Origin of the sequence: Streptomyces sp. PA03-5A, from assembly GCF_033792725.1 — a bacterium.
In the GTDB taxonomy this organism is placed as follows: domain Bacteria; phylum Actinomycetota; class Actinomycetes; order Streptomycetales; family Streptomycetaceae; genus Actinacidiphila.
Genome location: NZ_JARAVL010000008.1, coordinates 209,049 through 231,823, shown reverse-complemented (window position 1 = coordinate 231,823; position 22,775 = coordinate 209,049). Strand labels below are relative to the sequence as shown.

General features: G+C 66.9%; 17 protein-coding genes and 1 pseudogene. 3 read left to right on the top strand and 15 right to left on the bottom strand.

Going from position 1 to position 22,775, the window contains the following annotated elements; genetic code table 11:
* Window positions 1-152 precede the first annotated feature (152 nt).
* Window positions 153-407 (top strand): hypothetical protein, encoded by a 255-nt coding sequence (locus PV410_RS12595; RefSeq protein ID WP_500324175.1) that lies wholly within the window; start codon window positions 153-155, stop codon window positions 405-407.
* 61 nt (window positions 408-468) lie between these two features.
* Here the strand turns inward: PV410_RS12595 and PV410_RS12590 are convergent, their stop codons facing one another.
* Window positions 469-642, bottom strand: a complete 174-nt coding sequence (locus PV410_RS12590) for a hypothetical protein (RefSeq protein ID WP_500324174.1) — start codon at window positions 640-642, stop codon at window positions 469-471.
* A 290-nt stretch (window positions 643-932) separates the two neighbouring features.
* Between PV410_RS12590 and PV410_RS12585 the strand changes: the two are divergent.
* Window positions 933-1,304, top strand: a pseudogene (locus PV410_RS12585) (winged helix-turn-helix domain-containing protein); the annotation flags it as partial.
* Window positions 1,305-1,355: 51 nt separating this feature from the next.
* Here the strand turns inward: PV410_RS12585 and PV410_RS12580 are convergent.
* The 14 genes from PV410_RS12580 to PV410_RS12515 all read right to left on the bottom strand — a co-directional run bounded on the left by PV410_RS12580 (window position 1,356) and on the right by PV410_RS12515 (window position 21,763).
* Window positions 1,356-2,558 (bottom strand): IS110 family RNA-guided transposase, encoded by a 1,203-nt coding sequence (locus PV410_RS12580; protein WP_500324248.1) that lies wholly within the window; start codon window positions 2,556-2,558, stop codon window positions 1,356-1,358.
* A gap of 1,450 nt (window positions 2,559-4,008) precedes the next feature.
* Window positions 4,009-10,440: an RHS repeat-associated core domain-containing protein gene (locus PV410_RS12575; RefSeq protein ID WP_500324173.1), complete on the bottom strand. Its 6,432-nt coding sequence runs from the start codon at window positions 10,438-10,440 to the stop codon at window positions 4,009-4,011.
* 152 nt (window positions 10,441-10,592) lie between these two features.
* Window positions 10,593-14,291 (bottom strand): laminin G domain-containing protein, encoded by a 3,699-nt coding sequence (locus tag PV410_RS12570; protein WP_500324172.1) that lies wholly within the window; start codon window positions 14,289-14,291, stop codon window positions 10,593-10,595.
* Window positions 14,292-15,003: 712 nt separating this feature from the next.
* Entirely contained in the window at window positions 15,004-15,240 is a 237-nt protein-coding gene (locus PV410_RS12565; protein WP_500324171.1) for a hypothetical protein, read from the bottom strand.
* Between the two features lie 210 nt (window positions 15,241-15,450).
* Window positions 15,451-16,026 (bottom strand): GIY-YIG nuclease family protein, encoded by a 576-nt coding sequence (locus PV410_RS12560; RefSeq protein ID WP_500324170.1) that lies wholly within the window; start codon window positions 16,024-16,026, stop codon window positions 15,451-15,453.
* A gap of 125 nt (window positions 16,027-16,151) precedes the next feature.
* Window positions 16,152-17,159, bottom strand: a complete 1,008-nt coding sequence (locus PV410_RS12555; protein ID WP_500324169.1) for a hypothetical protein — start codon at window positions 17,157-17,159, stop codon at window positions 16,152-16,154.
* Complete coding sequence (locus PV410_RS12550) at window positions 17,156-17,560, bottom strand: hypothetical protein (RefSeq protein WP_500324168.1); 405 nt, start codon at window positions 17,558-17,560, stop codon at window positions 17,156-17,158. The genes PV410_RS12555 and PV410_RS12550 overlap by 4 nt, the downstream gene beginning before the upstream one ends.
* 27 nt (window positions 17,561-17,587) lie before the next feature.
* A complete protein-coding gene (locus tag PV410_RS12545; protein ID WP_500324167.1) occupies window positions 17,588-18,376 on the bottom strand; it encodes a hypothetical protein in 789 nt (262 codons plus the stop codon).
* On the bottom strand, window positions 18,373-18,921 hold the full coding sequence (locus PV410_RS12540; protein ID WP_500324166.1) for a hypothetical protein: 549 nt from the start codon (window positions 18,919-18,921) through the stop codon (window positions 18,373-18,375). The genes PV410_RS12545 and PV410_RS12540 overlap by 4 nt, the downstream gene beginning before the upstream one ends.
* Window positions 18,922-18,993: 72 nt before the next feature.
* A complete protein-coding gene (locus tag PV410_RS12535; protein WP_500324165.1) occupies window positions 18,994-20,073 on the bottom strand; it encodes a hypothetical protein in 1,080 nt (359 codons plus the stop codon).
* Window positions 20,070-21,173, bottom strand: a complete 1,104-nt coding sequence (locus PV410_RS12530) for a hypothetical protein (protein WP_500324164.1) — start codon at window positions 21,171-21,173, stop codon at window positions 20,070-20,072. The genes PV410_RS12535 and PV410_RS12530 overlap by 4 nt, the downstream gene beginning before the upstream one ends.
* A gap of 85 nt (window positions 21,174-21,258) precedes the next feature.
* Complete coding sequence (locus PV410_RS12525; protein WP_500324163.1) at window positions 21,259-21,429, bottom strand: hypothetical protein; 171 nt, start codon at window positions 21,427-21,429, stop codon at window positions 21,259-21,261.
* Window positions 21,426-21,611, bottom strand: coding sequence for a hypothetical protein (locus PV410_RS12520; RefSeq protein WP_500324162.1), 186 nt, complete (start codon window positions 21,609-21,611; stop codon window positions 21,426-21,428). Before PV410_RS12520 ends, PV410_RS12525 begins: the two co-directional genes overlap by 4 nt.
* Window positions 21,611-21,763, bottom strand: coding sequence for a hypothetical protein (locus PV410_RS12515; protein WP_500324161.1), 153 nt, complete (start codon window positions 21,761-21,763; stop codon window positions 21,611-21,613). The genes PV410_RS12520 and PV410_RS12515 overlap by 1 nt, the downstream gene beginning before the upstream one ends.
* Window positions 21,764-21,996: 233 nt before the next feature.
* Between PV410_RS12515 and PV410_RS12510 the strand changes: the two genes are divergently transcribed.
* Window positions 21,997-22,317 carry a helix-turn-helix domain-containing protein gene (locus PV410_RS12510; protein WP_500324160.1) on the top strand — a complete coding sequence of 107 codons (321 nt, stop codon included), beginning with the start codon at window positions 21,997-21,999 and terminating at the stop codon, window positions 22,315-22,317.
* The last annotated feature ends 458 nt before the right edge of the window (window positions 22,318-22,775 follow it).

Below are 22,775 nucleotides of genomic sequence, written 5' to 3'. Positions count from 1 at the left end.
CTTTTGTGGTGAAGTGTTACACATTCATCATTCTCCAAACCATTTTGGATACCCTCGGTTGCCCAAATGAGTTGGGATAATTTCCAGCCGCCCCACCGCGAAAACAGCCGCGCCGCCTTCCTGTCCAAGTCGGCTTGTGCGAGCATGCATGCATGAGCGACGAGTACAGGCCCAGCGACGAACTCCTGGCAGACGTCCGCGCCTGGCAGGACGCGGTGCGCGAGGAAGAGCGGCTGCGTCACGCCCTGCGCAAACGCATCGCCGACGAGCTCAGGGCAACGGGCGTCACCAACAGGACCATCGCCCAGCACCTGCCGATGACCGAGGAGAACGTCCGCCTCATCGCCCGCGAGTACGGCGTCGCCCACCACCGCACGCCCAAGGAACCGCAGGCGGCCACCGGCTGACGCCGCCCCGGACACACCGAGGGCCCGCACCCCAGGGTGCGGGCCCTCCGTCGTGCGCGAGTCAGAACCGGATCAGGCACGCCACGACGAGCACGACCGCCAGGACCACGGCAGCGATGCGCTGCTCGCGCGGCAGGTCGAGGAGGCTCATCCGCTGCGGCGCGATGACCTGTTCGCCGTCCGGGATGTGCCAGCCGTGGAACAGATCGCGGTGGCTGCTACGGTGCTGGTTCAACTCGTGACAACCTTGGGCCGCCATCGACGTCGTGATGTGCGGACCGGCAGCGGTACATAGCACTCCCGTCGGCCGCCCCCACGCCCCATCGGCACTTTGGATGTGCGATCACGGACGTCACCCGGTCACGGTGTCATCGCCAGCCGAAGCCGACGAACCCGGCCGAGGCTCACTGACCTTGGCTGATCATGTCGTGGGTGGTATGCCGTATTCATGGGGGCAGGACAAGGTGCCGGTGATTTTCATCGGGCAAGGGAGCAAAGGCGTCTGACGCAGGCCAGTTATTTGAACAGGGCGGCCGGCCGGATGCGGAGATCGCACGTCTGCTGGGAGTCAGCGCGCAGGCGGTGCACAACTGGCACCATGCCTGGAGCGAGGGCGGCGCGGATGCCCTGCTGGGGCGGGGGATCGCCGGCGCGCAGTGCGCTCTGGACGAAGTTCAGCGGCAGGCTCTGCGGGAACTGCTGCGGGCCGGGGCCAAGGACTACGGATTCGCCACCGACGGCTGGACGCTGGCGCGGGTCCGCCGCGTGATCATCGAGCGGTTCTCGGTGGTCTACGGCTCGCTGTCCGGGGTGAGCCGGCTTCTGCACCGGATGGGCTTCACTCCTCAAGTGCCCGCCCGTCAAGCCGCCGAGCGTGACGCGGGCGCGATCCAGGAGTGGGTGGAGACCGGGTGGCCGAAGATCGAAAAAGTGCCCCTATGGTCTTCGTCAAGCTGTGACGGGGGTCGGGGGCTCGTAGAAGGTGCCGTCGCGGAGCATTGCGAAGAGCACGTCGATGCGGCGTCTGGCGAGGGCGATCAGGGCGGCGACGTGGTGTTTCCCCTCGCGGCGTTTCCTGTCGTAGTAGGCACGTGACTCCGGTTGCGAGAGCGAGGCGAACGCTGCGAGGTAGAAGGCGCGTTTGAGCTGCTTGTTACCTCGCCTAGCGGGGTGTTCGCTGCGGATGGAGGAGCCGGAGGCGCGCGTGACCGGAGCCAAGCCGGCGTAGGCGGCCAGGTGTCCTGCGGAAGCGAAGGCACTGCCGTCGCCGACGTCGATGAGGATCCGGGCGGCGGTCCTGACCCCGATGCCGGGCATCGAGGTCAGGACCGGGGAAAGAGGGTGGGCCTCCAGCAGTTCCTCGATCCGGGCTGCGAGGAGTCTGCGCTGGTCCAGTACGGAGCCGAGGCTGGAGACGAGATTGGGGATGATCAGTGCGGCGGCGTCGGTGCCGGGGACGATCACGGTCTGTTCGTCGAGCGCGGTGAAGATGTCCTCGACCAGGCGCTCGGCCATCCGCGGGGCCTTCGGCCGCAGCAGTGTGATGAGTCTGCGCCGTCCTGCCTTCCGCAGCTGGGCTGGAGAGCCGAAGCGTTCGAGCAGGGTGAGCACGGCAGGGTGGTCAAGTCGGGGGCCGAGGATCTTCTCGAGCGGCGGATGGATTTGTGTCAGCAGGCCCCGCAGTCGGTTCTTGGTCCGTGTCACCTCGGTGGCCAGGTCATCGTCGAATCCGGTCAGCATCTCCAGCTCGGCCACGGTCTCGTCGGCCGCCTCGATGGCCCGCAGCGTGTGCGGCATCGAACGGGCCGCGTCCGCGATGACATACGCGTCGCGGGCGTCGGTTTTGGCCTCGCCAGGGTAAAGATCGGCGATCCGCCGCATCGTCAGGCCCGGCAGATAGGCGACACGACAGCCCGCGTCACGAGCCACCGCCAGAGGCAGCGCACCAACGGAAGCGGGCTGGTCGACCACCACCAGGACGGTGCCGTGCTTGGCCTGGAGCTTGGCAAAGACCTCACGGAGCTTCGGCTCGGTGTTAGGCAGCCGCTTGTCGAAGGCCTTCTTGCCCTCGGGGGTGAGTGCCGTCGCATGGTGTTCGCCCTTGCCGACGTCCAGACCCAGATAGACGTCGATGCCACCTTCACCAGCCACCACGTGCTTGCTCCCGTATGCGCGTTCTTCCCGGCCTCACCTGCGGCATCAGCGTGCCGGCATCCACGTTACGAAGAGACTGCCTCACCCGGTCCGGGATCGGTGCCCGTGCCCCTAATCAGCGGTCTGCCAATGCCTTCGGTCCCGGTGACACCACTTTTTCGATCCTGATCGACAAGGGGGCTCAGTCATGCCGGGCCCGAAGGCCGGGAGCCTCGTTGCGAGGCCAGGAAGAAGGTAACGGGGGGCCGCCGGAGCCTGGTTCTGCTTCCAGGACGAGGCGGGGACCTCGCTGACCGGCGCCTTCGTCCGCACCTGGGCACCGGCCGGGCAGACTCCGGTGCTGACCATGGTCAAGGGCCGCCAGCCGAAACTGTCCATGACCGCCCTGGCCTGCTACCGCCCCGGCGAGACCCCAGACTGATCTACCGGATCCGCACCGGCTGGTACCGCGACCGCGACCTGATTCCCCTGCTCGACCAGGCCCACCAGACTCTCGGCGCACCCATGGTACTGATCTGGGACAACCTCGCCGGACACCATATCCGCTGGATGCAGCGATCAATCTCGGGCCGGCCGTGGCTGACCGTTCGCTACCTGCCCGCCTACGCTCCCGACCTCCCCTCGAACAAGTCTGGTCCCACCTCAAACGCACCGCCCTGGCCAACCTCGCCGCCCTCACCATCGACGAACTCACCCACGCCGTTCGAACAGGACTCCGCACGATCCAGCACCGTCCCGCCCTGCTGACCGCGTTCCTCGCCCACACCGGACTCGAAATTCGCTCAGCACCAACCTGATCAGCAAAGCTCAGTCAGTTCTGGGAACGATTCAGGGCCCGCACCCAGGTGCGAGCCATGAATCGCGTAACTCAACCTCAGTAAGAGAACCACCTCATCACGACAGCAATCACCAACAAAACCCACGGAGCCCAAGCGCTCAACTTCACAAGCGGCGGATTCGGCGTAGCCGCCACCTGGGCCGAGTCGTTCCGCGCGACCTCACGCCGGAACGACTCCAGCCTGCCCGCGACCACCGCGCGCCTTCCGAATGAAGGCCATTCAGAGAAGGCATCCAAGCGGAGAGCGCTTCCATCCCTGAACTGCATGTTCAGCCTTCCAGGAAGGGACTGAAATCCTTCAATACGACTCCATGGAATAACGTATTCCCCGTTCCGGTTCACCGCAACCAGCACCTCGGGGGTGACTTTCACTCGGGTGCGAAGGTGCACAACCCACACGTAACGCGCCGGAAGAAAAAATGCGGAGGCCATTCCAACCAACTGCCACACGGACTTCTGAGGCATGCCGTGCACGATATACCCCAAATAGACGGCGAGCGCAGTTAGGGCGCTGACCCAGAAGATACGCCTATCAACCCACGAATCCATGCGAAATCATCCCCTCCCAGCCTGTCAGGCGCATCGATAATAACCGATTTTGGCCGAATCCTAAAACCCGACCCTCGACTTGATACCGCTCCAGGCAGCCGACCCAGCTTTCGCCACACCATTTGCTATCGCTCCGGATCGCAAAATGCCGTACCCACCCGCTATGGCTAGACTGCGCATAACAGCGTCTCCTGTATCGCCCTTCGCCCAGGCGTTCACCACAGTGAGGGTTTGCATAGAGGCCCCCACGTACAGGGCGATGGTGGTCACGCTCTCCGCGGCGGCAACGCAAGCAGCAGCCCCAGCGCCGGCGGTCTCGGGTCCTGTCGCAGCGGCGCATCCAGCACCATATATCTGCGCACCAAATGCCACCTCGCCCGCAAGAACGGAAATCTCATCTAGGAGCTGTTCCGTGTCGTCGGACAGGAAGCCGCGCCCCACACCATCCAAGTCGGCCAAGCAGGAACTAGCCGCTTTTCCCGACACGACACATTTATGGAACTCTATTATGTTTTCGGCTTCACCCTCGGGTGCATTGTCGATCCAGGCCGCATAGTCCGCGTCGGTCAACTCGGCGGACCCGCTATAGCCGTAGTAGCTCCTCAACCTGTCGTAGGTGTCGTCGTCCAGCGTCAGTCCCTCCGAGTTGCTGCCGACGTTGCCAGTGCTGTCAGCGGCAGCGGTTCCCGAAGTGCTTCTGCGAGTACGGTGTCCCTGAGCGTTGTAAGTCTCGTGCGTGCCTGCAGGTTTGGGAGAGCCGCGCGTGCCTTCGAGGTCTGATGTTACGTCACCAGGTTGGCAGAAATCGGCGCAGGCAGTGGCGAGGCCGGTTGGGTCGGACATCGTTGCAGGGCTGTTGTTTGCGTAGGTGTAGCCGTTCAAAGACTGAGCGGCGGTGATATCGAGTAGGGGGTCCACGCTGAGGAATCGGCCGGTGGTTGGGTCGTATTCGCGGGCGCCGATGTGGGCGAGGCCAGTGGTGGTGTCTGCCGGGGCGCCGAGGAAGGCCTTGTCGTCGGGCCAGGTGGTGACACTCGTGCCGCGGGAGGCACCGAATGGTGTGCTGTAGCGCTTGGTGATGGCCAGTGTGGTGGCGTCGAGCGCGAGGCTCATGGTGCCGTGGTGGTCGCCGGCGAGGAAGGTGACGGTGTTGCTGGACGGGGTTGCGGTGCGCACTGCGATGGTTTGGCCGGCGGCGGTGTAATAGCGGTTGCCAGTCAGGGTTTTGGTCGTGCCGCCGCTGGTGGTTTTGAGGTGGACTTCGGTGGCGCCCAGGTAGAGGACGGTTTCGCCGTCGGTAGTGGTGGGGCGGCGGATGAAGAGCGTGCCGTTGGCGTCGTAGAGGTAGCTGGTGCCGGTGGCGGGCTTGCTTCCTGCAGCGGGCTCGCTGCTGGCGGCGAGCTTGCCTTCGGGGTTCCAGGTCATGGTTTGGGCGGCCTGGGTGCCGGGGCGTCCGGTGGTGTTGCCGGTCTTGTCGTAGGCGTAGCTGCCGGTAGTGGTGCTTCCGACGGTGGTGGACGACAGGGCGTGGGGTTGGCCGTTGGCGGTGCCGTAGCCGTATTTCGTGGTGGTGTTGCTTGTGGAGGTGTGCACGGTGCTGGTGTCGCGCAGACCGCTGTCCTTGTAGGTGTAGCTGTTCCAGTAGGGGGCGGCGCCGCCGAGGTTGGCGGTGGTGCGGCCGGAGTCGGCGCAGTCGGCGGTGGTGGGGGTCCACGCTTCGGTCACGCGGCGGTAGCCGTCGTAGAGGAAGCACTGGTTGTCGCTCTTGCCGGTGCCGCCGAGCGTGGTGGCGTCGAAGATGGAGCGGACGTTGCCGGCGTCGTCCTGCTTGAAGCGCAGTTCTTGCGGCATGTAGCCGTGGATGTCGTCGGTGACGTATGAGCGGGCCAAGCGGCGAGTGCCGGGTTCGTACTCGTTGTTGAGGTAGGCGTACTTGCCTGGGGTGGAGGCGAGTCCGAGGGTGAGCTGCTTGCGGTCGCCTTGGGGTGAGTAGGTGGCGGCCACCAGGTAGCCGGTGGTCCCCTTCAGGCCCACTTGCTGCCCGGTGGCGTTGTACGTGAAGGACTGCTGTTCGGTGGCCAGTCCCGCCACGGCAGGTTCGCGGTGCTGGCTGATGGTGCCGTCCAGGCGGTAAGCCGTGGTGAATGCCAGGGGGCTGAGTACGCCAGCCTTGACCAGAGGGTCTTCTGCGGGCAGCAGAAGCTGGTTGCCGGTGACGTGGTACATCGAGTCGTACGCGGTCACCCTGTTGGTGTAGGCCTGGCCGGTCAGGCCGCCGACGTAACGGGTGGCGTCGGTGAGCTGGCCCTTCTTGATGCTGTCGTAGGTCCAGGCGGCGGCCAGGGTGGCGTCGGTCTTGGAGCCGGTCCACTGCTTGGTCTTGCGGCCGAGCTCGTCGTACTCGTAGATCAGTTTGCGGGAAGCGTCACCGGCCAGGACCAGCGCGTCGCTGGTGGAGATGACCTGGTCGAGTTCGTTGTAAGCGGTGTCGGTCTTCCCCTTGTCGGGGTCGGTCGCCGTGATCTGCCGGCCGAACAGGTCGTAGGTGTAGGACCAGGCAGACGTGTCCGGTCCGGTGATGGTTTTTGCTTGGCCGCCCGGAGTGTAGGTGAAGCTGGTGGTGGTGTAGTGGGCGTTAGCAACCTGTGGGGCGTCGTATTCCCTGCGTTGGGTGGTCTGTCCCAGGGCGTTGGTGACGACGGCTGCTGCCTGGCCGCCCGTGGGGGCAGTGGTGGTGACGGTGTCGCCGGTGTAGGTGCTGGTGGTGGTCCACAGCGGGGTGGTCCCGGTCTTCGTTGCCACCTGGGTAGCACGGCCAGCGCCGTCGTAGGTGGTGTCGGTCTGGATCGGTGCCTGGCCGGCATCGATCTGGCCCATCGTGCTGGACGGGGCTGAGGTGTTGTCGTAGATGTCGCCCTGTGTGGTCACAGCCAGGCCGCGGGCGTCATAGAGGGTTTGGGCGATCAGCCGTCCGCCGGTCGGGGTCGGCGTCTGGATCTGGCGGAAGCGCAGCGCGGCGTCGAAAAACTCGTAGGTAGTGTTGTAGCCGGTCGCATCACCCTTGAGGGCCGCGGTCGACACCCACGAGACGTCGGACGAGATCACCTTGTAGGTGTAGACGTAGTTGGCTGGCTTGCTGCCCGCACGGGAGCTGTTGGGCAGCCAATTGGCGGTGACGCGGCCGAGGCTGTCGTAGGTTGACTCGGTGACCGAGTTGTTGGGGTCGGTGACCTTCAGCGGCGAGCCCCACGCCGGGTTGATGGTGGTGTTGGTGGCGTAGGTCTTGGCGTCGGAGACCTTGGTGGCGGTCAGCGGTCCCGAAGCCACGGGGTCGTACTCGGTGGTGAGCTTGGTGGCGTCGTTGGTGTCCTTGACCGTGGTGGGCCGGCCCAGGTCGTCGTAGTCGACGGTGCCCATCTTCTGCCAGATGGGGGCGTCAGCAGTGGTGTAGCCCTTGGCCCGGCCGGTCCAGCGTGCCTCACCCTGGGTCGGGGTCTGGTCCTCGGTCCAGGTGGTGGTGTCGTAGGCGGCGGCGGTGTCGGAGATGACGTCGCCGGGGCGTGTGGAGTCAGCGGGCAGGTCCAGTTGGGCGTCGGCAACGCCGCAAGCCTTGGCTACCACTCGGGAGCGTGCGACAGGCGAGTTGATGCCCTTAATGTCGTTGCGGGCGTACCAGGTGCGGGTGCACGTTTCGTCGCCGGTGAGTGAGTCGTCGCCCTTGTCGTCGACGGTGATCGGCATGCCGTATCCGTCATAGGTGGTGACGGTGGTACGGACCCGGTCGTAAGGGGTGACGCCGCTCGAGATGCGGGTGCGGCCGTGCGTGGCGCCAGTGCGCACGTAGTACGACTCGGTGTCGGCGTATGACTTGTGCTGGGTGGCGGTGCGCTGGGACCAGGGGTCGTTGACGCTGCCGGAGACCTCGTTGGCGCCGTCGTAGGTAACGGACTCGCGGGTGAAGCCGGCGTACTGCTCGCTGTCGGTCAGCTCCGCCGCCTTGATGCCGGAGACGGTGACAGATTTCCGCTTGTCGCGGTCCGGTGTCTTACCGTCGCTGCCGAGAACGCGGTCGCCGTTCATGCCGCGCAGGTAGACGGTGACCGTCTTGGACTGGGTGCCGCTTGCAGGTCCGGTGAGGTGGGTGACCTTTTCGAAGCCGCGCCAGATGGACCAGGTGCGTTCCTTCTCCGGGGTCATCGGGTCGTCGTTGTAGTGCCAGGCGCCGCCGCCGGAGTAGCTGTAGGTGTGGGTGACTGATTCCGATCCGCCGGTGGTGTCCCCTGTGGTGACCGAGGAGACGGGGTACTTCTGGAACCAGTCGAGCTGCGGGGTGGGGCCGCCGTTAGGCGACCAATACACGGGGTAGCAGCGTGAGGTGTTCTGGTCGGGTGCGGGACGGATTTCTGTGGCCAGGCAGCCCGGGTCCATGTAGGTCACCTGGGTCTCGGCACCGGTCTCAGACAAGATCTTTTTGATGCGGGGCCGGGACAGCGGCAGGATGTCGTCAGCGTCGCCGTCGACGCGGTTGGCCATCCAGGTGGGGGTGAAGGTGACCGGATCCAGCGCGATGTCCGTGCCTCGCTTGCCGGTGTGGCGGATCTGGTCCAGCCACAGCGCCTGGTCGGAGGCGTCACCCGGCTTCAGGTAGCTCTGCGTGAGAGCCCAAGCGTCTACCGGTGCGTAGTCGGGTGTGGCGAGGGTCTTGTCCCAGAAGTAGGTCGTGACGGCGGTCAGGCGCTTGCGCGTGAAAAAGGTCGGGCCGACGTTACCGGTACACGCGTCCCCCGATGCACAGATCGCATCGAATGGAACATCGGGCCAGTGGTCGCGGGTGCTGTCGGTGAGCTCGCCGCAGCTGGTTTCACAGCGCTCACTGGGAGTGAAGACAACCTTGTCCGAGGCGGCCGGGACAGCGGAGAACAGCTTGCCGGCGCGCTGACCGTAACGGATTTCCTTCAGGTAGCCGCCGCGGGTGTACTTGCTGGAGGTGGTTCCGGCCCTGAGGTAGTAGTTGTCTTCGGCGGCGTACCAGTAGGTCATGGCGTTGTCGTGGGTGTCCACGACGTAGTCCAGGTTCCAGCGCCAGGCTTGTTGCTTGCTGCGGCCGCTGAAGCTGGTATCGCTGCTGTAGCCGGGCTCCCCCTCGTCGTCGCCATAGACCGGGACCGTCCACACCGACTCGGTACGGTCGGAGGCGCCTGCCCCGTCGAGCTTGTTCAAGCCGAAGACGTACTGCGTGCCGTCGCCCGTGGTGACGGTCCAGTATTCGCCATCGTCGTCGCCGTTGTCGGCCCCGGTGGAGTGGGTGACGGTCGAGGCGTCATCGTTCTTCAGCCGCCACTTGTGGCTGGTGTCGTCCTTGACCAGCTCGGTGGCCTTGCCGTTCAGCACCAGGGAGGCGTTCTCGTACTTCCAGCACATGTCGTACTTGCCGTCTTGGCCGTCGTCGTCGCAGGTGCCGTACTTGCGCTCGATGTAGGAGGAGGTGAGGTCGAAGCCCTCACCGATCCACGTGCCCTGGTTGTTCGTGCTTGCAGTACGACCGTCGACGCTACCGGAGTCGTAGGAGATCGTCAGGTCGGGGGCGGGCCCGGCCGCAGCCGGGGGCACACGCAGCGGGTAGGACCAGGTGAAGGAACCGGAGTTCCCGCCGGCTTCCCAGGTGGAGGAAGCCGCCAGTGGGGTCGCCTTGTGGTCGCCAGCGCCGGAGGCGCTGGTGGCGGCGAGCGCCAGCAGCATCGTCTGGCCGGTGGCAGCCGCGGATGTCCCGGTGGAGTCGAAGGCGAGGTCGGCCTGGAGCCGCTCCTGACGACGCTCATTGGTGAAGTGCAGAGGGGTGAGGGTCCGGCAGGCGGCCTTGTCCGGCGTGGTCAGTGCGCAGGCGGGCATCTGAGCGACCTGCAAGCGGCCCGCCCAGTCGCCGCCGTATGCGGAGGAAAAGGCCGAGTAGTCAATGCCCAAGCGTGCGGTTCCGCCGGCGGCAGGAGCCGTCGCAGTCAGCAGCACGCCCTTCAGACCCACCGCCTGGGACGCCTTCTGATCCAACACCTTGACGGTCACCGAAGCCGCACGAACGGCCGGACGTCCCTTACTTCCCGCATGAGGCACGGACAAGGTGACAGGCAGGGAACCAGGAGCGGCTATCTTAACGCCACTGGCAGGCACGGTGAGTTGTGCGGTTCCTGCTTTCGGCCAGGTGACAGTGCGGGCCTGGTCGTCTTGTGCACGGCGGTGGTCAGCATTGAGCGCCTTCTCGTCCTTGGCTCTCCTGGCAGCGGCCTTGGTCTTCGCCTCAGCAGTGAACGGCGTGACCTTGACCGTAGAGGGGGCGCTGAGCTCCGGTCGGCCCAGGGGCTTCGACACAGAGGCGAAAGCGATCGGGGTCAGCAGCCCTGGCAGCATGGCAAACCCGACCACCGCGGCTAGGCGGTTGCCCCACTGGCGACGTACCTTGGCGGCACGCCGATACATCAATGGCCTAAGAACGCTCATGTGTGTCCCACCCCTGTGTGGCCTGCGCGGCCGTTTATTTCAGGTCCCCGCACCGGCTGGGTTCTCCGGTGCACGGTGAAGGCTGTGACTGGTGCGGCTCATACGATCAGGTAGGGGCACGACGCGTAACGTGCCGTGCCCCTACCTAGGGGTCAGGTCGTTCCGGTTTCGCGCGGAGCGATGATCTTCTGGAAGACCTGCTCGGAATCCATCGCGCCGACGAATACCTTGATTTCCTCCAGGGCGCCCGGCAGATACTTGCCTGTTGTGCCACCGCTGGTCCCGCGGCCTGTTGTTATGTCTCCGGAACCTTGCTGGGCGGTGGAGAAGCCAGCGTTCGATCCGAGCGGCTGAGGGGTTTCACCGACGTACAGATGGGTCACGCCGTAGCGTTTGTCGCTCTGAGTGGCATCGACTTCGTTGGCGTCGAAGACGCCCGTAACTTGCACAAAGGTGTCCAGTTCGGCGACGTTGTAGTCTTCGACTTCGCTGGCCTTCGTAAGTTTCCCAGTCGCGTCCACCGCTGCGCGTCCGAAGCACCAATAGATGCCATCCGCCCGTTTCTCCGCCCACAGAGCCCACGACGACTCACCTGCCGTGCCGCCTGCTCGCTGGGCGGCGACGATCGCGGAGTAGCCAGTTGGCTTCGTAGCCCACTTGACACTGTCAAGTTGTGCCCGGGCTGTGATAGTGAACGATGCGGTCTCGTCCAGCACTGGGCCAACGACAGAAGCGGATCCGCTGGTGCCGTCCAAGGTGAGATTGTTGTTGTCGGCGTCGATGACCGCACCCGTGGCGGACAGATTCATATTCGCCCGCGGGTAGGAACTGGTCTGCTTAATCGCAGTCCCGCTGGACACGGTCGCGTCCCAGGCGGCCACCAGCTCGGTTTGCGGAGCGCCGTTCTCCCTGACTGCGGTCTCGTCCCGGATCTCGTCCTCGGTCAAGGCACGCTGCCATACGGCGGTTTCATCCGCGCGTCCCCGGTAGTACTCGCCCCCGACTCCGTCCTTGACCGAGCGACCCCACTGCAGACCACCGCTTGCAGTCCACGGCTGATATGTCGACGACAATCCGGTCAGGTTGACCGGCTGGCCCTGCGGCTGTCCATTGACAAACAGCTGAATGGTGTCGTTTGTGGGGTCGGTGTCAGGGATTCCGTCGTCGCCGTTGGTCTTGAATACGGCGGCCAGGTGCGTCCAGACCCTCAGCGGCGGGTTCTGCTTATCCGCCACAGAGCGCAGATACACCGGTGTGGATAGATCCCGGTCCGTGCGGTTGAACACCCAAGCCTTGTAAGACGATGAGTAGTACAGAGTGAACGCGTTCGCGTGATCGCCAGGCGCCGCCAAAATCACGTGGTTGGAAGCCGCATCCGTAAGGTAGGCCCACGTGGAAACGGTAAACGAATCGTGGCTGTTCACTGGAGGAGCTGCGGTGGCGGCCCATCCCACGGGCACCGTTGTATCCGAGCTGTCGTTCAGGTACAGCGAGTAGTCCGCGTCTCCGCGCCGCGCAAGGGTCGACCAGCCAACTCCACCCGTTGGGTCCTTGAGTGTGGCGTCGTGCCGAGTCCCATCCGTGGCGCTGTCCTTAGCTGTCCCCACCGGCGACCCCGGAGCGGCGTCGTCGAAGTGCCACCGCCCAACAGGACCCTGGGCCGGCGCCACCTTGAACGTCAACTCAGCAGGTGTCCCCCATCGCTGCCGAACGTCCTTGGCTTCAACCGTCAGTACCTGGGTTCCTGACAGCGTCGGAGTGACAGCGACGCCCAGGGCGTTGTGACTGGCATCTGCGGTCACCTCCTGCTTGTCCGCGGCAGTTGTGGTCAGTAGCCGGTACCGGTAGCCGATGATGTCGGTGTCCGCGGCGTTCTGCTTGAAGTCGAACGCCCCGGCTACTCCTGGGCCGCCGTGCCCCTCGCACAGGTTTGCCGTGCACTCGGTGTACGGGGCCTTGGGCAAGATCTGCGGGGCTTTGGGTGCTGTCGCATCGATCTTGAAGTAGCACCATGACGAGTAGGCCGAGAACTGGTCCACGGCCTTCTTGTTGAACGTGGTGTGGGACTGCGTACGAGCCTTGTACCGGTAAAGCGTGTTGTCTGCCCTGGGTGTGGTCCGCATCGACTGCAGGGTGCCGTCGGTCACCCAGCCGGACGAGGGCCGGTAGTCACTCCACGAAGCCACCCACGTTGCGTCTGCCTGCTGTCGTTCCACCGCGAATTCGGCCTGCAGGCTGCCCTTGTCTTCGTCAGAGGCAGGCTGCACCTTCGTCTGGACTCGCGCCCGGACCATGGGATCGGTTCGTGTCACGATCAGGGGATCCGCTGCGGTCCTGCAGTATGCGGTGTCGCCGTCGCCGGGGATCAATCCCACATCGGTCGGCGTACCCGGCTGCGCGATGTAGATTACCGACAGCTCGGCGTTGTCATCGAACCGCTTCCATGCCGACGGATCACCCTCGTCCTTGGCCCGGAGCATCAGTGTCAGGCGGGAAATCTTGCCCTCGGCGAACGACTTCACCGTGGAGGTCAGGTTCTCGTCGGTCTCGTCTGCGTTGTCGTTGAACTCGATCCACTTGTTGGGCTGCTCCGGCGAGCACGCGTCGCCCCGGCCCGCCGATACCAGGCGATCGCCCATCTGATCCAGCTGCGTCGGACCCGGCCAGCGAGTGCCTTCTGAGATGTTGTTGGTCCGCTCGAGATCCACCCAGTGCGCTTCGCAGTCGAACGACCACGTTTCGTAGGCCCGGAAGGTCGCGTCCAGCACGTATTTCCCAGACAGCCGCGCCGGGGAGAACTCGTAGTACATGCGATTGGTGTAGTTCGAACCGCAGTAGTAGGGGCCTACAGCACTGCAGTTGCCGACTCCGTAGTCACCGTCGAACTGCCAGAACCGGTCCCCGTCAGACGATAGGACTGTGCGTTCCGAGGCTTCCAGCTTGAACTCAGGATCAATGTGTACCGGGTACACCGTCGCATCGCCGCGCAGCAGGTCCAAGTCCGGACGGATACTCACGGCACCATCAACCAGTCCCACTGGGAGCACTGCCGTGGCATCACCGTCGCCCGGCTGTGTCTCAGGCTCTTGCTCGCCAGAGACCGGCTGCACGGCAGGCACCGCCGCCTTGGCGCCGGCACGTAGCGTCGAAATTGTCTCCGGGCCGGCCGAATCCCACATCAGCGCAGCCGACCCCTTGAACACGGCGTTGCCGTCGTCGTCGACCGCCCGTACACCGCCACCCGCACCAGGCGTCAGAGCCAGGCCTGTGCCAGAAGCCTGGAACTGGATGTGCTCCAAGGAAGGATTCGCCGCCGCCTGAGCAGACTTGACCACCAGGACCTCACGAGAGCCCTCAACGGTCGCGGTCAACTGCAGGTCAACCCCAGGGAGGACTTCAAAGTAAGTCGCGGTGGAGCCGTCTAGCACCGGGACCGGCAGATCATCAGGCCACTGGAGCCCCAAGGCCTTGTCGCCCTTGGCGATCCGCAGCATTTCGCTTGCCGCACCGCCCCCAGAGAACGACACGTCCACTGCCGCGGCCTTCGGTGCGATCCGGCCGTCCGCGCGCTTTACCAGCGTCGCGTCCGGCTCAACCCAGTTACCGCCAGCGTCCCTCACTCGCTGCGGCACGGTTGCCTGCTCGAGTGTGAACGTCCCGTCGGGGTTCGCAAACGTCTGCGCGTACTCGTCGCGCAAGCTGAGGACCTCGACGCGCTCCCCGGTCTCGGCAGCGATCGCCGCGGCAGAAGTCTGATCTTGCGCCTCGGTCACGGACTGAGTTGCGGGAGCCGCGCGCACCACGGTGGGGAGCAGGCCGACCAGAATCACCGCCGACGCAGCAACGCCCATCACCCGCAGTGCACTACGTCTCTGCGCTCTTCGTCGCAGGAAGACACCACGTCGCGACCCGTCCTGTGGCAAAGCCCCCACCCCCGATTCACATGATCTACACAGCGAAGACATCCAACCTCGATCTCCCCGTAACTGATCAACTCCGGGATGCGACCAAAACCGGCATGACCTGTACCGGACAACATTCGAAAGTGATCTCTAGTACCCCTGCACACCACGACGTCCCACCTACTGCGCCCCTGATACAGCGACTGGCGCTTGCTCGATGCCCACGCGCAGGGCGCATCACCGTGCCGCCGCGTTCGATCGAGACGAACTACCTAACCCAAGCCAGCTCTGTCTGGCCCTCACCTGCGGAAGGACGCACGCCTCGTACCTGTCAAATCGCTTTGTCTGGATATGGTTGGGCGCCCAGTGGCGGCCCGCGACGAACTCCTGGCAGACCTTTGGACCTGGCAGGACTCGGTGATGGAGGAGGAGCGGTTGCGCGCACTGCGCAAGCGTCGCCGACGGGCTCAAGGCGACGGGCGTCCAACAGGACTATCGCCCAGCACCTGCCGATGACCGAGGAGAACGTCCGCCTCATTGCCCGCGAGTACGACGTCCCGCACCACCGCATGCCCAAGAACCCGGAGACTGCCGGCAGCTGAGGTCATCCCACACACACCGAGGGGCCGCACCCCAGGTGCGGGCCCTCGGTGTGAGCGGGTCAGAACCGGATCAGGCACGCCACGACGATCACGACCGCCAGAACCACGGCGGCGATGCGCTGCTCGCGTGGGAGGTCGAGGAGGCTCATCCGCTGCGGGGCGATGACGTGCTCACCGTCCGGGATGTGGCCGCCGTGGAACAGGTCGCGGTGGCTGCTACGGTGCCGGTTCAGCTCGTGGCGGCTGCGGGCCGCCGGCGACGTCGTGCGGCACTGGTCGCACCGGTAGCGGTACATGGCGGTCCTCCTCGTCCTCGTCTGTCCTGCTTATGGTGCTACACCCGGCTGACAGTTGAAGCCCGTTCGCGGTCAGGAATTACGTTCGGTGACCGGCGCCAGGGGCCACGAACAAGGAGAGGTCGTCGCGATGGACGCCGGAGCGTCCCGCCCCTTCACGGGTTCGCATGCTGCGCCTGATCCTGATTCCTTCCGCCTCGAGTCGGCGCCTCAGCTCTTTCCGGCTGTCGATGCCCAGGTGCCTGACCAGAGGCAGCAACGTCGAGAGGTGAACCCCTCGGCAAGCTCTGCCGCCAGCGCTACCGGCTCTAGGTCCTCGTGCCTGCGCTTCCCATCCATGTACGACCGGACGGGGGCCTCACGCCGGAACCACTCGGAGTCCTCAACCCGAAATGGATCGAAGTAGAGGTGAAGCGCCTGCTCCAGCTGCCGGTCACCCCAGAGCGCCAGGACCACGGCACTCGGGCGCAGCGAGAGCGAGCTGATGCGCTTGCCGAGGTTCGTGGTGTATCCGATCTTCACCCGCCTCCCGTGTTCGATGAAGTACACCTGCGGTTCGTGGGCGGTGTTCAGCAGCAGAGGTGCCTTCCGCGCTGCCCTCAGCAAGCGAGCCGAGTGCGGGTCCACCGCGTTCGTCGGCGTTACATCGGCCGTCTCGGCGGCCACGCTCAGTATGTCCGGGACGATGGCGATCGCGACCTGCATCCGATGCGGGGTGCACAGCGGGACGGGCGTCTGGCAGGTCGCGGCCTCGAAGCACGAGACGCCGTCTTCGGCGGCATGCAACGGACGCTACTGTCTTTCACGTCGACTCCTACAAGTCGGCTTAGCCCTGGAGAGTGTTCCTAGGCACTCTCCGGGACACTTTCGTCTAAATCTTGACTTTAAGTCAGATCGACTTCACTAATCAATTAATCCGGATTATGGACGATTACTCCGGACTCGCCGAAGCGCTCCACTCGGAGCCCTCGGGTGGCGTTGTTGGCGTTGGCTGTTGGCTCCTCACCTGCGACAACATCGCCACCAAGAGCCACCCCTTCGAAAGAGGGGCAGGAGGGGAAGTCTTTCCGGTGAATTCCGGGCCCGTTTCCTGCCACCGCACGGACCCCCGGGCGTGAGTGAATACCAGCCTCTTTCAACAGCGCTTTCACGGCCTTGGTAGAGGGCACCTTGAGGTGGTCCCGGAGGGTCGTGAACAGAACCCCGCTACCGCTTCCCACAAGAGCGTGCAGCGCCTTTGCGATGTCCTCTGGCGCGGGCCCAGGCACGGCCTCATCGGGAGCCTTCTCTTCCTCCTCAGCGGGGCCCTCGTCCTCCTCGTCGACGTCGTCGGCGGGCGTCTCCCCGGCGTTCTCCTTGCCGGCATCGTCGCGCTGCTTGTTCGCCCCGGCCTTGCCCTTGCCGCGCTGGCGGCGGCGCTCGGCTTCAGTCGCGGCCCACCGGTCGGCGAGGGCTGCGCCGAGGACCCAAGCAACGGCGAAGCCGAGCAGGGCGCGGAGCGGCCAGAGGGCGACCGCGCGGCACAGGCAGTAGCCGACCAAGAGGGCTCCCCCGAGCCGGTAGACGAGTGAGCCGCCGCTCTTGCCGCGCGTCCCGGTTAGCCAGCCGACGACCAGCTGCAGCAGAACGCCGCTCCCGTTGGGGAAGCGGCTCAGGAGGGCGGCGAGGCCACGGCCCGCCGCGCGGGCGGGGCGGCGGCTCACGTCTATGCCGAGCTGGGCCATCTCGCCGGCAGCGCCGCGCGGGTCGAGGTAGGGGCGGAGGTCGGGCATGGTGAACGCCCGCCCGGGCGCGGCCTCCTCCCCCGCCTCCTGCCCGTCGTCGTCGACCAGCTCGTGCTCCTGGTCCTCGTCGTCGACCGGCTCCTCCCCCGGCGTCTCGTCGTCGCCGGGGTCGGGCACGACGTGGACGGCGCTCATGCCGCGCTCTGCGCGATGAGGTGGATGCGGTCGGCGAGGACGCTCCACGCTCCCCCGGCTCCGGCTGCGACGTACCAGAACGCGATGCCCATGACGCTGATGCCGCGGAGGGTCAGCTTCTTCCACAGGATGATGATGACCATGGTGAGGGCGAGGGCGGGCATCGTCAGGCCGGGCAGGATGCCTTTCGCCAGGCCGACGCCGTCGCCGACGAGGTCGGAGACGAACGAGAACGGCGGCCCGGCTGCCTTGAAGGCGCTGCCCGCCACCATGCTCAGGACGAGGCACGCGCCCCACGGGAGCGGCTTGAGCCGGCCGCCGGGCTGGGTGCCGAGGAGCAGCAGCGCGGACAGGGCGAGGGCGACGCCGACGGTGCCGAGCGATCCGAGGAAGCTGTTCACGGGCTTGTTCCGTTCCGGGAGGGGCGGTCAGGTGGGGTCGCCGTAGAGCAGGACGCCGACGACGAGGGATGCGGCGGGGACGCGCAGGAGGAGGGCGAGGCCGGGCCACCAGCGGCGGGTTCGCCAGTCCACCCAGGCGATCCCAGCGGTGACGGCGTACCAGAACAGGCAGTTCGGGTCGGCCCATGAGCTGCTGGTGGCGACGAGGTAGGCGGTCTCTGCGGTGAAGAACTGGGGCAGGCCGAAGGCGAAGCCCAGCGCGAGCGCGGCGCCGTTGTAGATGGCCCACCGGTGGTGTCCGGACATCGTCCGGACTGACATGAGCAGCGACTTGCGGCGCTTCGGGACGCCGGGGGCGGCGAACGGCGGGCGGCGCTGCGGACGCGCCCGCCGCGGCTCCTCGTCCTCGTCGTCGTCCTCGTCGTCGCCCTCCCCCGCCTTCGTCTTCTTGACGGTCCGGGTCTTCGGGCGGCGGGCGGTCCGCTTCGGCTCGTCCTCGCCGTCCTCTTCCTCTTCCTCCTCGTCCTCCCTGTCCGGACGCCGTGTCCGTGGGCGCCGGACAGGTCGCCTGCGCTTCGGCTCCTCCCCCGGCTCCTCCTCTTCGGGCTCGCCGTCCAGGTCTTCCCTATCGGCCTCCGTCATCGGCTTGGTCTTGCCGAGAACCCAGAGCGGCGGCGGGTGCGGCCACCGGCGGGGCTGCGGCGTGCGCTCCTCGGTCTCCTCCTCCGCGTCGCCGGTCGGCGTGTAGCCGACGCCGAAGTGACGGAGGATCATGCCGATGCGCCGCTCGTCAGCGCCGGGCTCGGTGGTGGTCATCGGGTCACGTCCGTTCGCGGCGGGAGCTTGCGCAGGGCAAGCTCGGTGAGGTGGCGTCGGCTGCTGCGGCCGTGGGGGCGGCCGAGGCGCCGCATGACGTCGCAGGCCCGGTCGGCGGACACGATCCGGACGCCCCGGAACGACAGCTGCTTGTCGGCGACCCGGGCGCCCTGGACGACGACCAGGGGCACCACGGGGACGCCGAGGGCACGGGCGACGGCGGCGGCCTCGTGAGCGAGGGCGTCAAGCCGGCCGGTGACGATCCGGCCGCCGTGCATCAGGTGCTCACCGGCGACGTAGACCGGGAACCGGGCGTCCCAGCGCTTCGTGTCCGGCAGGATCACCGTGCCCGAGGGGCTGATGGCGAGGTGGTCGACGTTGGCGCGGCCGGTTGATCTGGCGGGCGGTGCGCCGCTCCCCTTCGGCGCCCGCGTCGTACCGGCGGGCCAGGCGCTCGGCGCGGGTCCTGATGCCGAGGAGCGTGGCGAGGCGTACGGCCGGGGTGCGGAGCTGGCGGGCGCGGGCGGCGGCCGACGCTCCCGCACCACTTCGGTGCTGGGAGCGCCGGTATACCCACACCACCGCGGCGGCGAGGACGAGGACCGCGACGAGGCTCATCAAGCGCCCCGCCTGCTCTTCTTGGGCGGGTTCTCCTGCCGGTGCCGGGTCCGGACCACGGTGCCGGCGAGCTTGCTGTCGTCCCGGTCAGGGTGGACGGCCCGCACGCGCTCGATCAGGTCCTCGTCGCTGATGCTCTTGTCCTTGGCGAGTTCGGCCCGGATGGTGGCCGCGATGGACCCGCCGACCGGCGCGACAGGCGGCACCGGCGCGGGCGGCTCCTCGGCCGTGTCCGGCCCGGTGTCCTCGTCGTGTCCGGACACTGTCCGCGCAGGCTCCGGTGCCGTGGGCGCGGGCTGTCCGGACGGGTCCGGGTCCGGGCGTCCGGACGTGTCCGCGACGTGTCCGGGCACCTCGACGACCGGCAACGCCTGCGCGGGCGCGCTGAGGATCTCGGCAGCCGTCGACGCCTGCGGCCCGTACACCGCCTCCGCATACCGGCGGTGCCGGTCGATGCGGCGGAGCTGCCCAGCCACGGCGAGGGTCGCAACGGCCTTCTCCCGGCGGCGGTGCATCCAGAACGCCACGCCATCGCTGAGCGGCACCGCGTACGTGCGGAGCACCAGCCACCACAGGCCCTTCGACAGCAGCGGAACGGCGGCCGCCACACAGCCCGCGGCCCACTGCTCCATGACGCCGCCGAACGCGACGATCGAGCCCATCGAAATCAGCAGGGCGACCCACCCGGTATTGCGGGCGGCGCGGGCGCGCGGCGGGTAGAGCCGCTCGACGTGCTCGATGGCGATGCTGGCAAGCCAACTCAGATCAAAGACGAGAGCGGTGCCATAACTGATGGCGACGGGCACAACCCGGTGCAGCAGGCCGCCGATGGCGGCCGTCGTGCCCGCGAGGGCCAGCACCGTCACGCCGACCGCGACGGCGGTTACGCCTCGCACGATGATGTCGTCCCAGTCGCGCGGTGGCACCGGCTCCCACGTGGTGTACAGCACCTTGCGGGTCTCGGGCACGCCATCGATCACCGTGGTTTCAAGGCGGTACCGCTCGGCCTTTCGGTAGCGAACGCCAGGGATGCGCGGCTGGACTGGCGTCGTGTCCTCGGTGGGGCGCTCAGTGCTCATGCAGAGACCTTCCTTGCGGTGCCGGAGGTGCCAATCGGGTAGTTGTCGACGACGTCCAGGACGAGGGCACGCACGCGGTCTGGGAAGTACTCCCGTCCGTGCAAGGGGCGTTCGCCGGCGAGGCGCAGTGTTGCCAGGACGTCACGTTCCAGGCGGGGGGCGATCCCGTCCGGCAGGCCGGTCAGCAGGCGGTGGACTGTCTCGTAGCCTGCGCCAGCGTGACGTGACAGGCGTGAGCGCCCGTCTCCCGTTGTGATGCCGAATTTGAGAGCACCGTCACTGTTGGACACGACGTAGAAGGCGTTCGAGTCCCAGCCGCGGCAGCGGAGGCACACACCCCACCGCGCCACGTTGCTGGGTCGTGGCGCGCACTCATGCCCAGCCGTGCAGAGCACCCGGTGGGGAGCGTGATTACCCAGCCACTCGGGCTCAAGCAAGGTGGCGCCCAGCTCGGCCAGGCGGGCGCGGAACTTCGCCTCAGCGGTTGCTGGATCTAGTCCTACGCACGCCCGACAGATGCCATGCCCTTGCTGGACGTCAGCGGGACGGGGAGTCGACTCATGCCCGTACTGGCAGCGAATCCTGTGCATTTCAAGCGAACCAAGCCACTCCGGCTCCAGAAGGGTTGCCCCGAGTTCTGCGAGCCGCTGGCGGAACGCGCTCTCGGCGCGTGCCTTCTTCGCATCGTTCATACGGATACGGGCGCACTTCTGGCACCCTCGGCCGCGCTTCGCGCCGGCGGGGGTGTAGGTGCACTCGTGTCTGGCTGGGCACAGCGCGCGGTGCGGAGCGTGGGTGCCGAGCCACTGCGGTTCGAGCAGCGTTGCCCCAAGCTCCGTGAGCCACGCATGAAACCGCGCCTCCGCCGACTTGCTGTCGCCCCCGGCGCAGATCCGGCAGATGCCAACCCGCATCGCATTGCCAGGCCGAGGCAGGCATTCATGCCCGCCAGCACAAAGCACCCGGTGGGGCGCCTTGTTGCCGAGCCACTGAGGCTCAAGCAGCGTGGCGCCCAGCTCGGCGAGGCGATCGCGGAAAGCTCGCTCGGCCGCCAAGGAGCGGGCCGAGCGGCGGGCGACCGAAGGCGCGGTGTCGGTCACGGGGTGTCCCTTTCGGACGTCGGGTAACGGCAAGCGGGCCGGGCCCGCAGGAAAGTCGGGCCCGGCCCACGGGACGGGGGGTAGGTCAGCCTCGGCGGCGTCGCCAGCGGCCGACGCGCTCGTGGGCGCGGTCGTTGTCCTCCCAGGCCTGGCCCTCCCGCGCGGCCCGGTCGGCGCCGCCGTTGCGGTGGCCCTCGCGGTTCTTCTTCGAGCTCTTGCTGGGCTTCTCGCCCGGATCGGGCAGGCGCCAGGTCACGACCGGCCACCTCCCGCCAAGGCGACGGCCACGGCCTCGTTCACGTCGGCACGGCTCTGCGCGCGGGCAATGCCCTCGTCGTACTCGGTGCGGCGGGCGGCCCGCTCGTCCGGCGTGCCGTAGTCGGCACGCGCCTGGGCATGCAGGGCGGCAACCCGCTCCTGGGAGGTCGGTCGCGCCATCAGACCGTCACCCCCGCCGACTCGGGCGACCGGCGCGGACGCGGGAAGCGCGGGATCACGCGCTCGTTCGCGTCGTCCCACTGGCCGACGACGAACGGCAGTTCACCGGCCCCGCACTGGGGGCCAGGGAAGGTCAGATCAGTAAGGTGCACTGTGTCAGCTCCTGTGTCAGCAGGTGTCTGGCGTCCCGGCCCGTGTGCAACCACGAACCGGGGTTGAGGCGCCGCCCGGTGTGCAACCACCGGGCGGCGTCGTTTTCAGCAGCCCCGGCCCCCGTGTGCAACCACGCGGGCTGGGGCTTTGTGCTGAGCAACGTGGGTTGCCTTGTTTGAGCGTACGGGAGTCCCATACGCTGATCAAGCGGCAACCCGACAAAAGGAGCGGGATGGCCGATCGATTGACGGATGGCGAGGAGGCGCGGCGGGTGCAGGAGGCGCTGGAAGCCCTCAAGCGGATGGAGGACCCTGCCGCCCGGGCGCGGGCGATCAGTGAAGTCCTCCGCGCGCAGCCCGAGACCACCCGGGAGCTCAAGGCCCTCCGACGTCAGTACGTTCTTGACCAGCGCGCCGAACATGTCCCGTACCGCAGCATCGCCACCCAGCTCGGCGTATCGCTCGCGACGGTCCAGGACATCGAGCGCGGCTATTCCGGCTCCGGCCGGGACCGCCCGCGCAAGAAGAGCACCGAGGAGCCCACGACCGAATGAGGGCGGCCGGGCGGCAGTGGCCTTTGCCGCCCGGCCCCGGGGTTGCCCTCAACCGTGCGCGGGATCGTACAGGATTGCGGCTTTCGTGGTGTTTGCGCTGGTCCGAACGGGGAGCGGCCCCCGCCGGGTGACTGGCGGGGGCCGCTGTGATGAGCTCACGGCCTGACCGTAGGGCCGTGGTGGTCCGGCGGGGTGGGGTGCCGGGCCTGCCTGGTGGATCTAGGTCGAGGGTAGCAGGGAGCGTTCAGTCGAATGCCGAGAGTGACGATCCGGTCGGCTGTCAGTGCCCGGGGTTAGGGTGCGCGGCATGGCCACTCCGACACCCCTGCCCCCGAGGATCGCGAACGGTTCCTGCCGGAAGTGCTTCGAGCCCTGTGTCCGTTACGGCGTGGGTGGCAATCCGTTGTGCGACTCGTGCCTGCAGAAGCAGATGGAGCTGTGGGGGCCGGGTGTCCGGC

Excerpts from the sequence above, each read along its gene's own strand:
- PV410_RS12595 (WP_500324175.1), top strand. The coding sequence starts at position 153 with ATGAGCGACGAGTACAGGCCCAGCGACGAACTCCTGGCAGACGTCCGC.
- PV410_RS12575 (WP_500324173.1), bottom strand. The coding sequence starts at position 10,440 with ATGAGCGTTCTTAGGCCATTGATGTATCGGCGTGCCGCCAAGGTACGT.
- PV410_RS12570 (WP_500324172.1), bottom strand. The coding sequence starts at position 14,291 with ATGGGCGTTGCTGCGTCGGCGGTGATTCTGGTCGGCCTGCTCCCCACC.
- PV410_RS12565 (WP_500324171.1), bottom strand. The coding sequence starts at position 15,240 with ATGTACCGCTACCGGTGCGACCAGTGCCGCACGACGTCGCCGGCGGCC.
- PV410_RS12555 (WP_500324169.1), bottom strand. The coding sequence starts at position 17,159 with ATGAGCGCCGTCCACGTCGTGCCCGACCCCGGCGACGACGAGACGCCG.
- PV410_RS12545 (WP_500324167.1), bottom strand. The coding sequence starts at position 18,376 with ATGACCACCACCGAGCCCGGCGCTGACGAGCGGCGCATCGGCATGATC.
- PV410_RS12535 (WP_500324165.1), bottom strand. The coding sequence starts at position 20,073 with ATGAGCACTGAGCGCCCCACCGAGGACACGACGCCAGTCCAGCCGCGC.
- PV410_RS12520 (WP_500324162.1), bottom strand. The coding sequence starts at position 21,611 with ATGGCGCGACCGACCTCCCAGGAGCGGGTTGCCGCCCTGCATGCCCAG.
- PV410_RS12510 (WP_500324160.1), top strand. The coding sequence starts at position 21,997 with ATGGCCGATCGATTGACGGATGGCGAGGAGGCGCGGCGGGTGCAGGAG.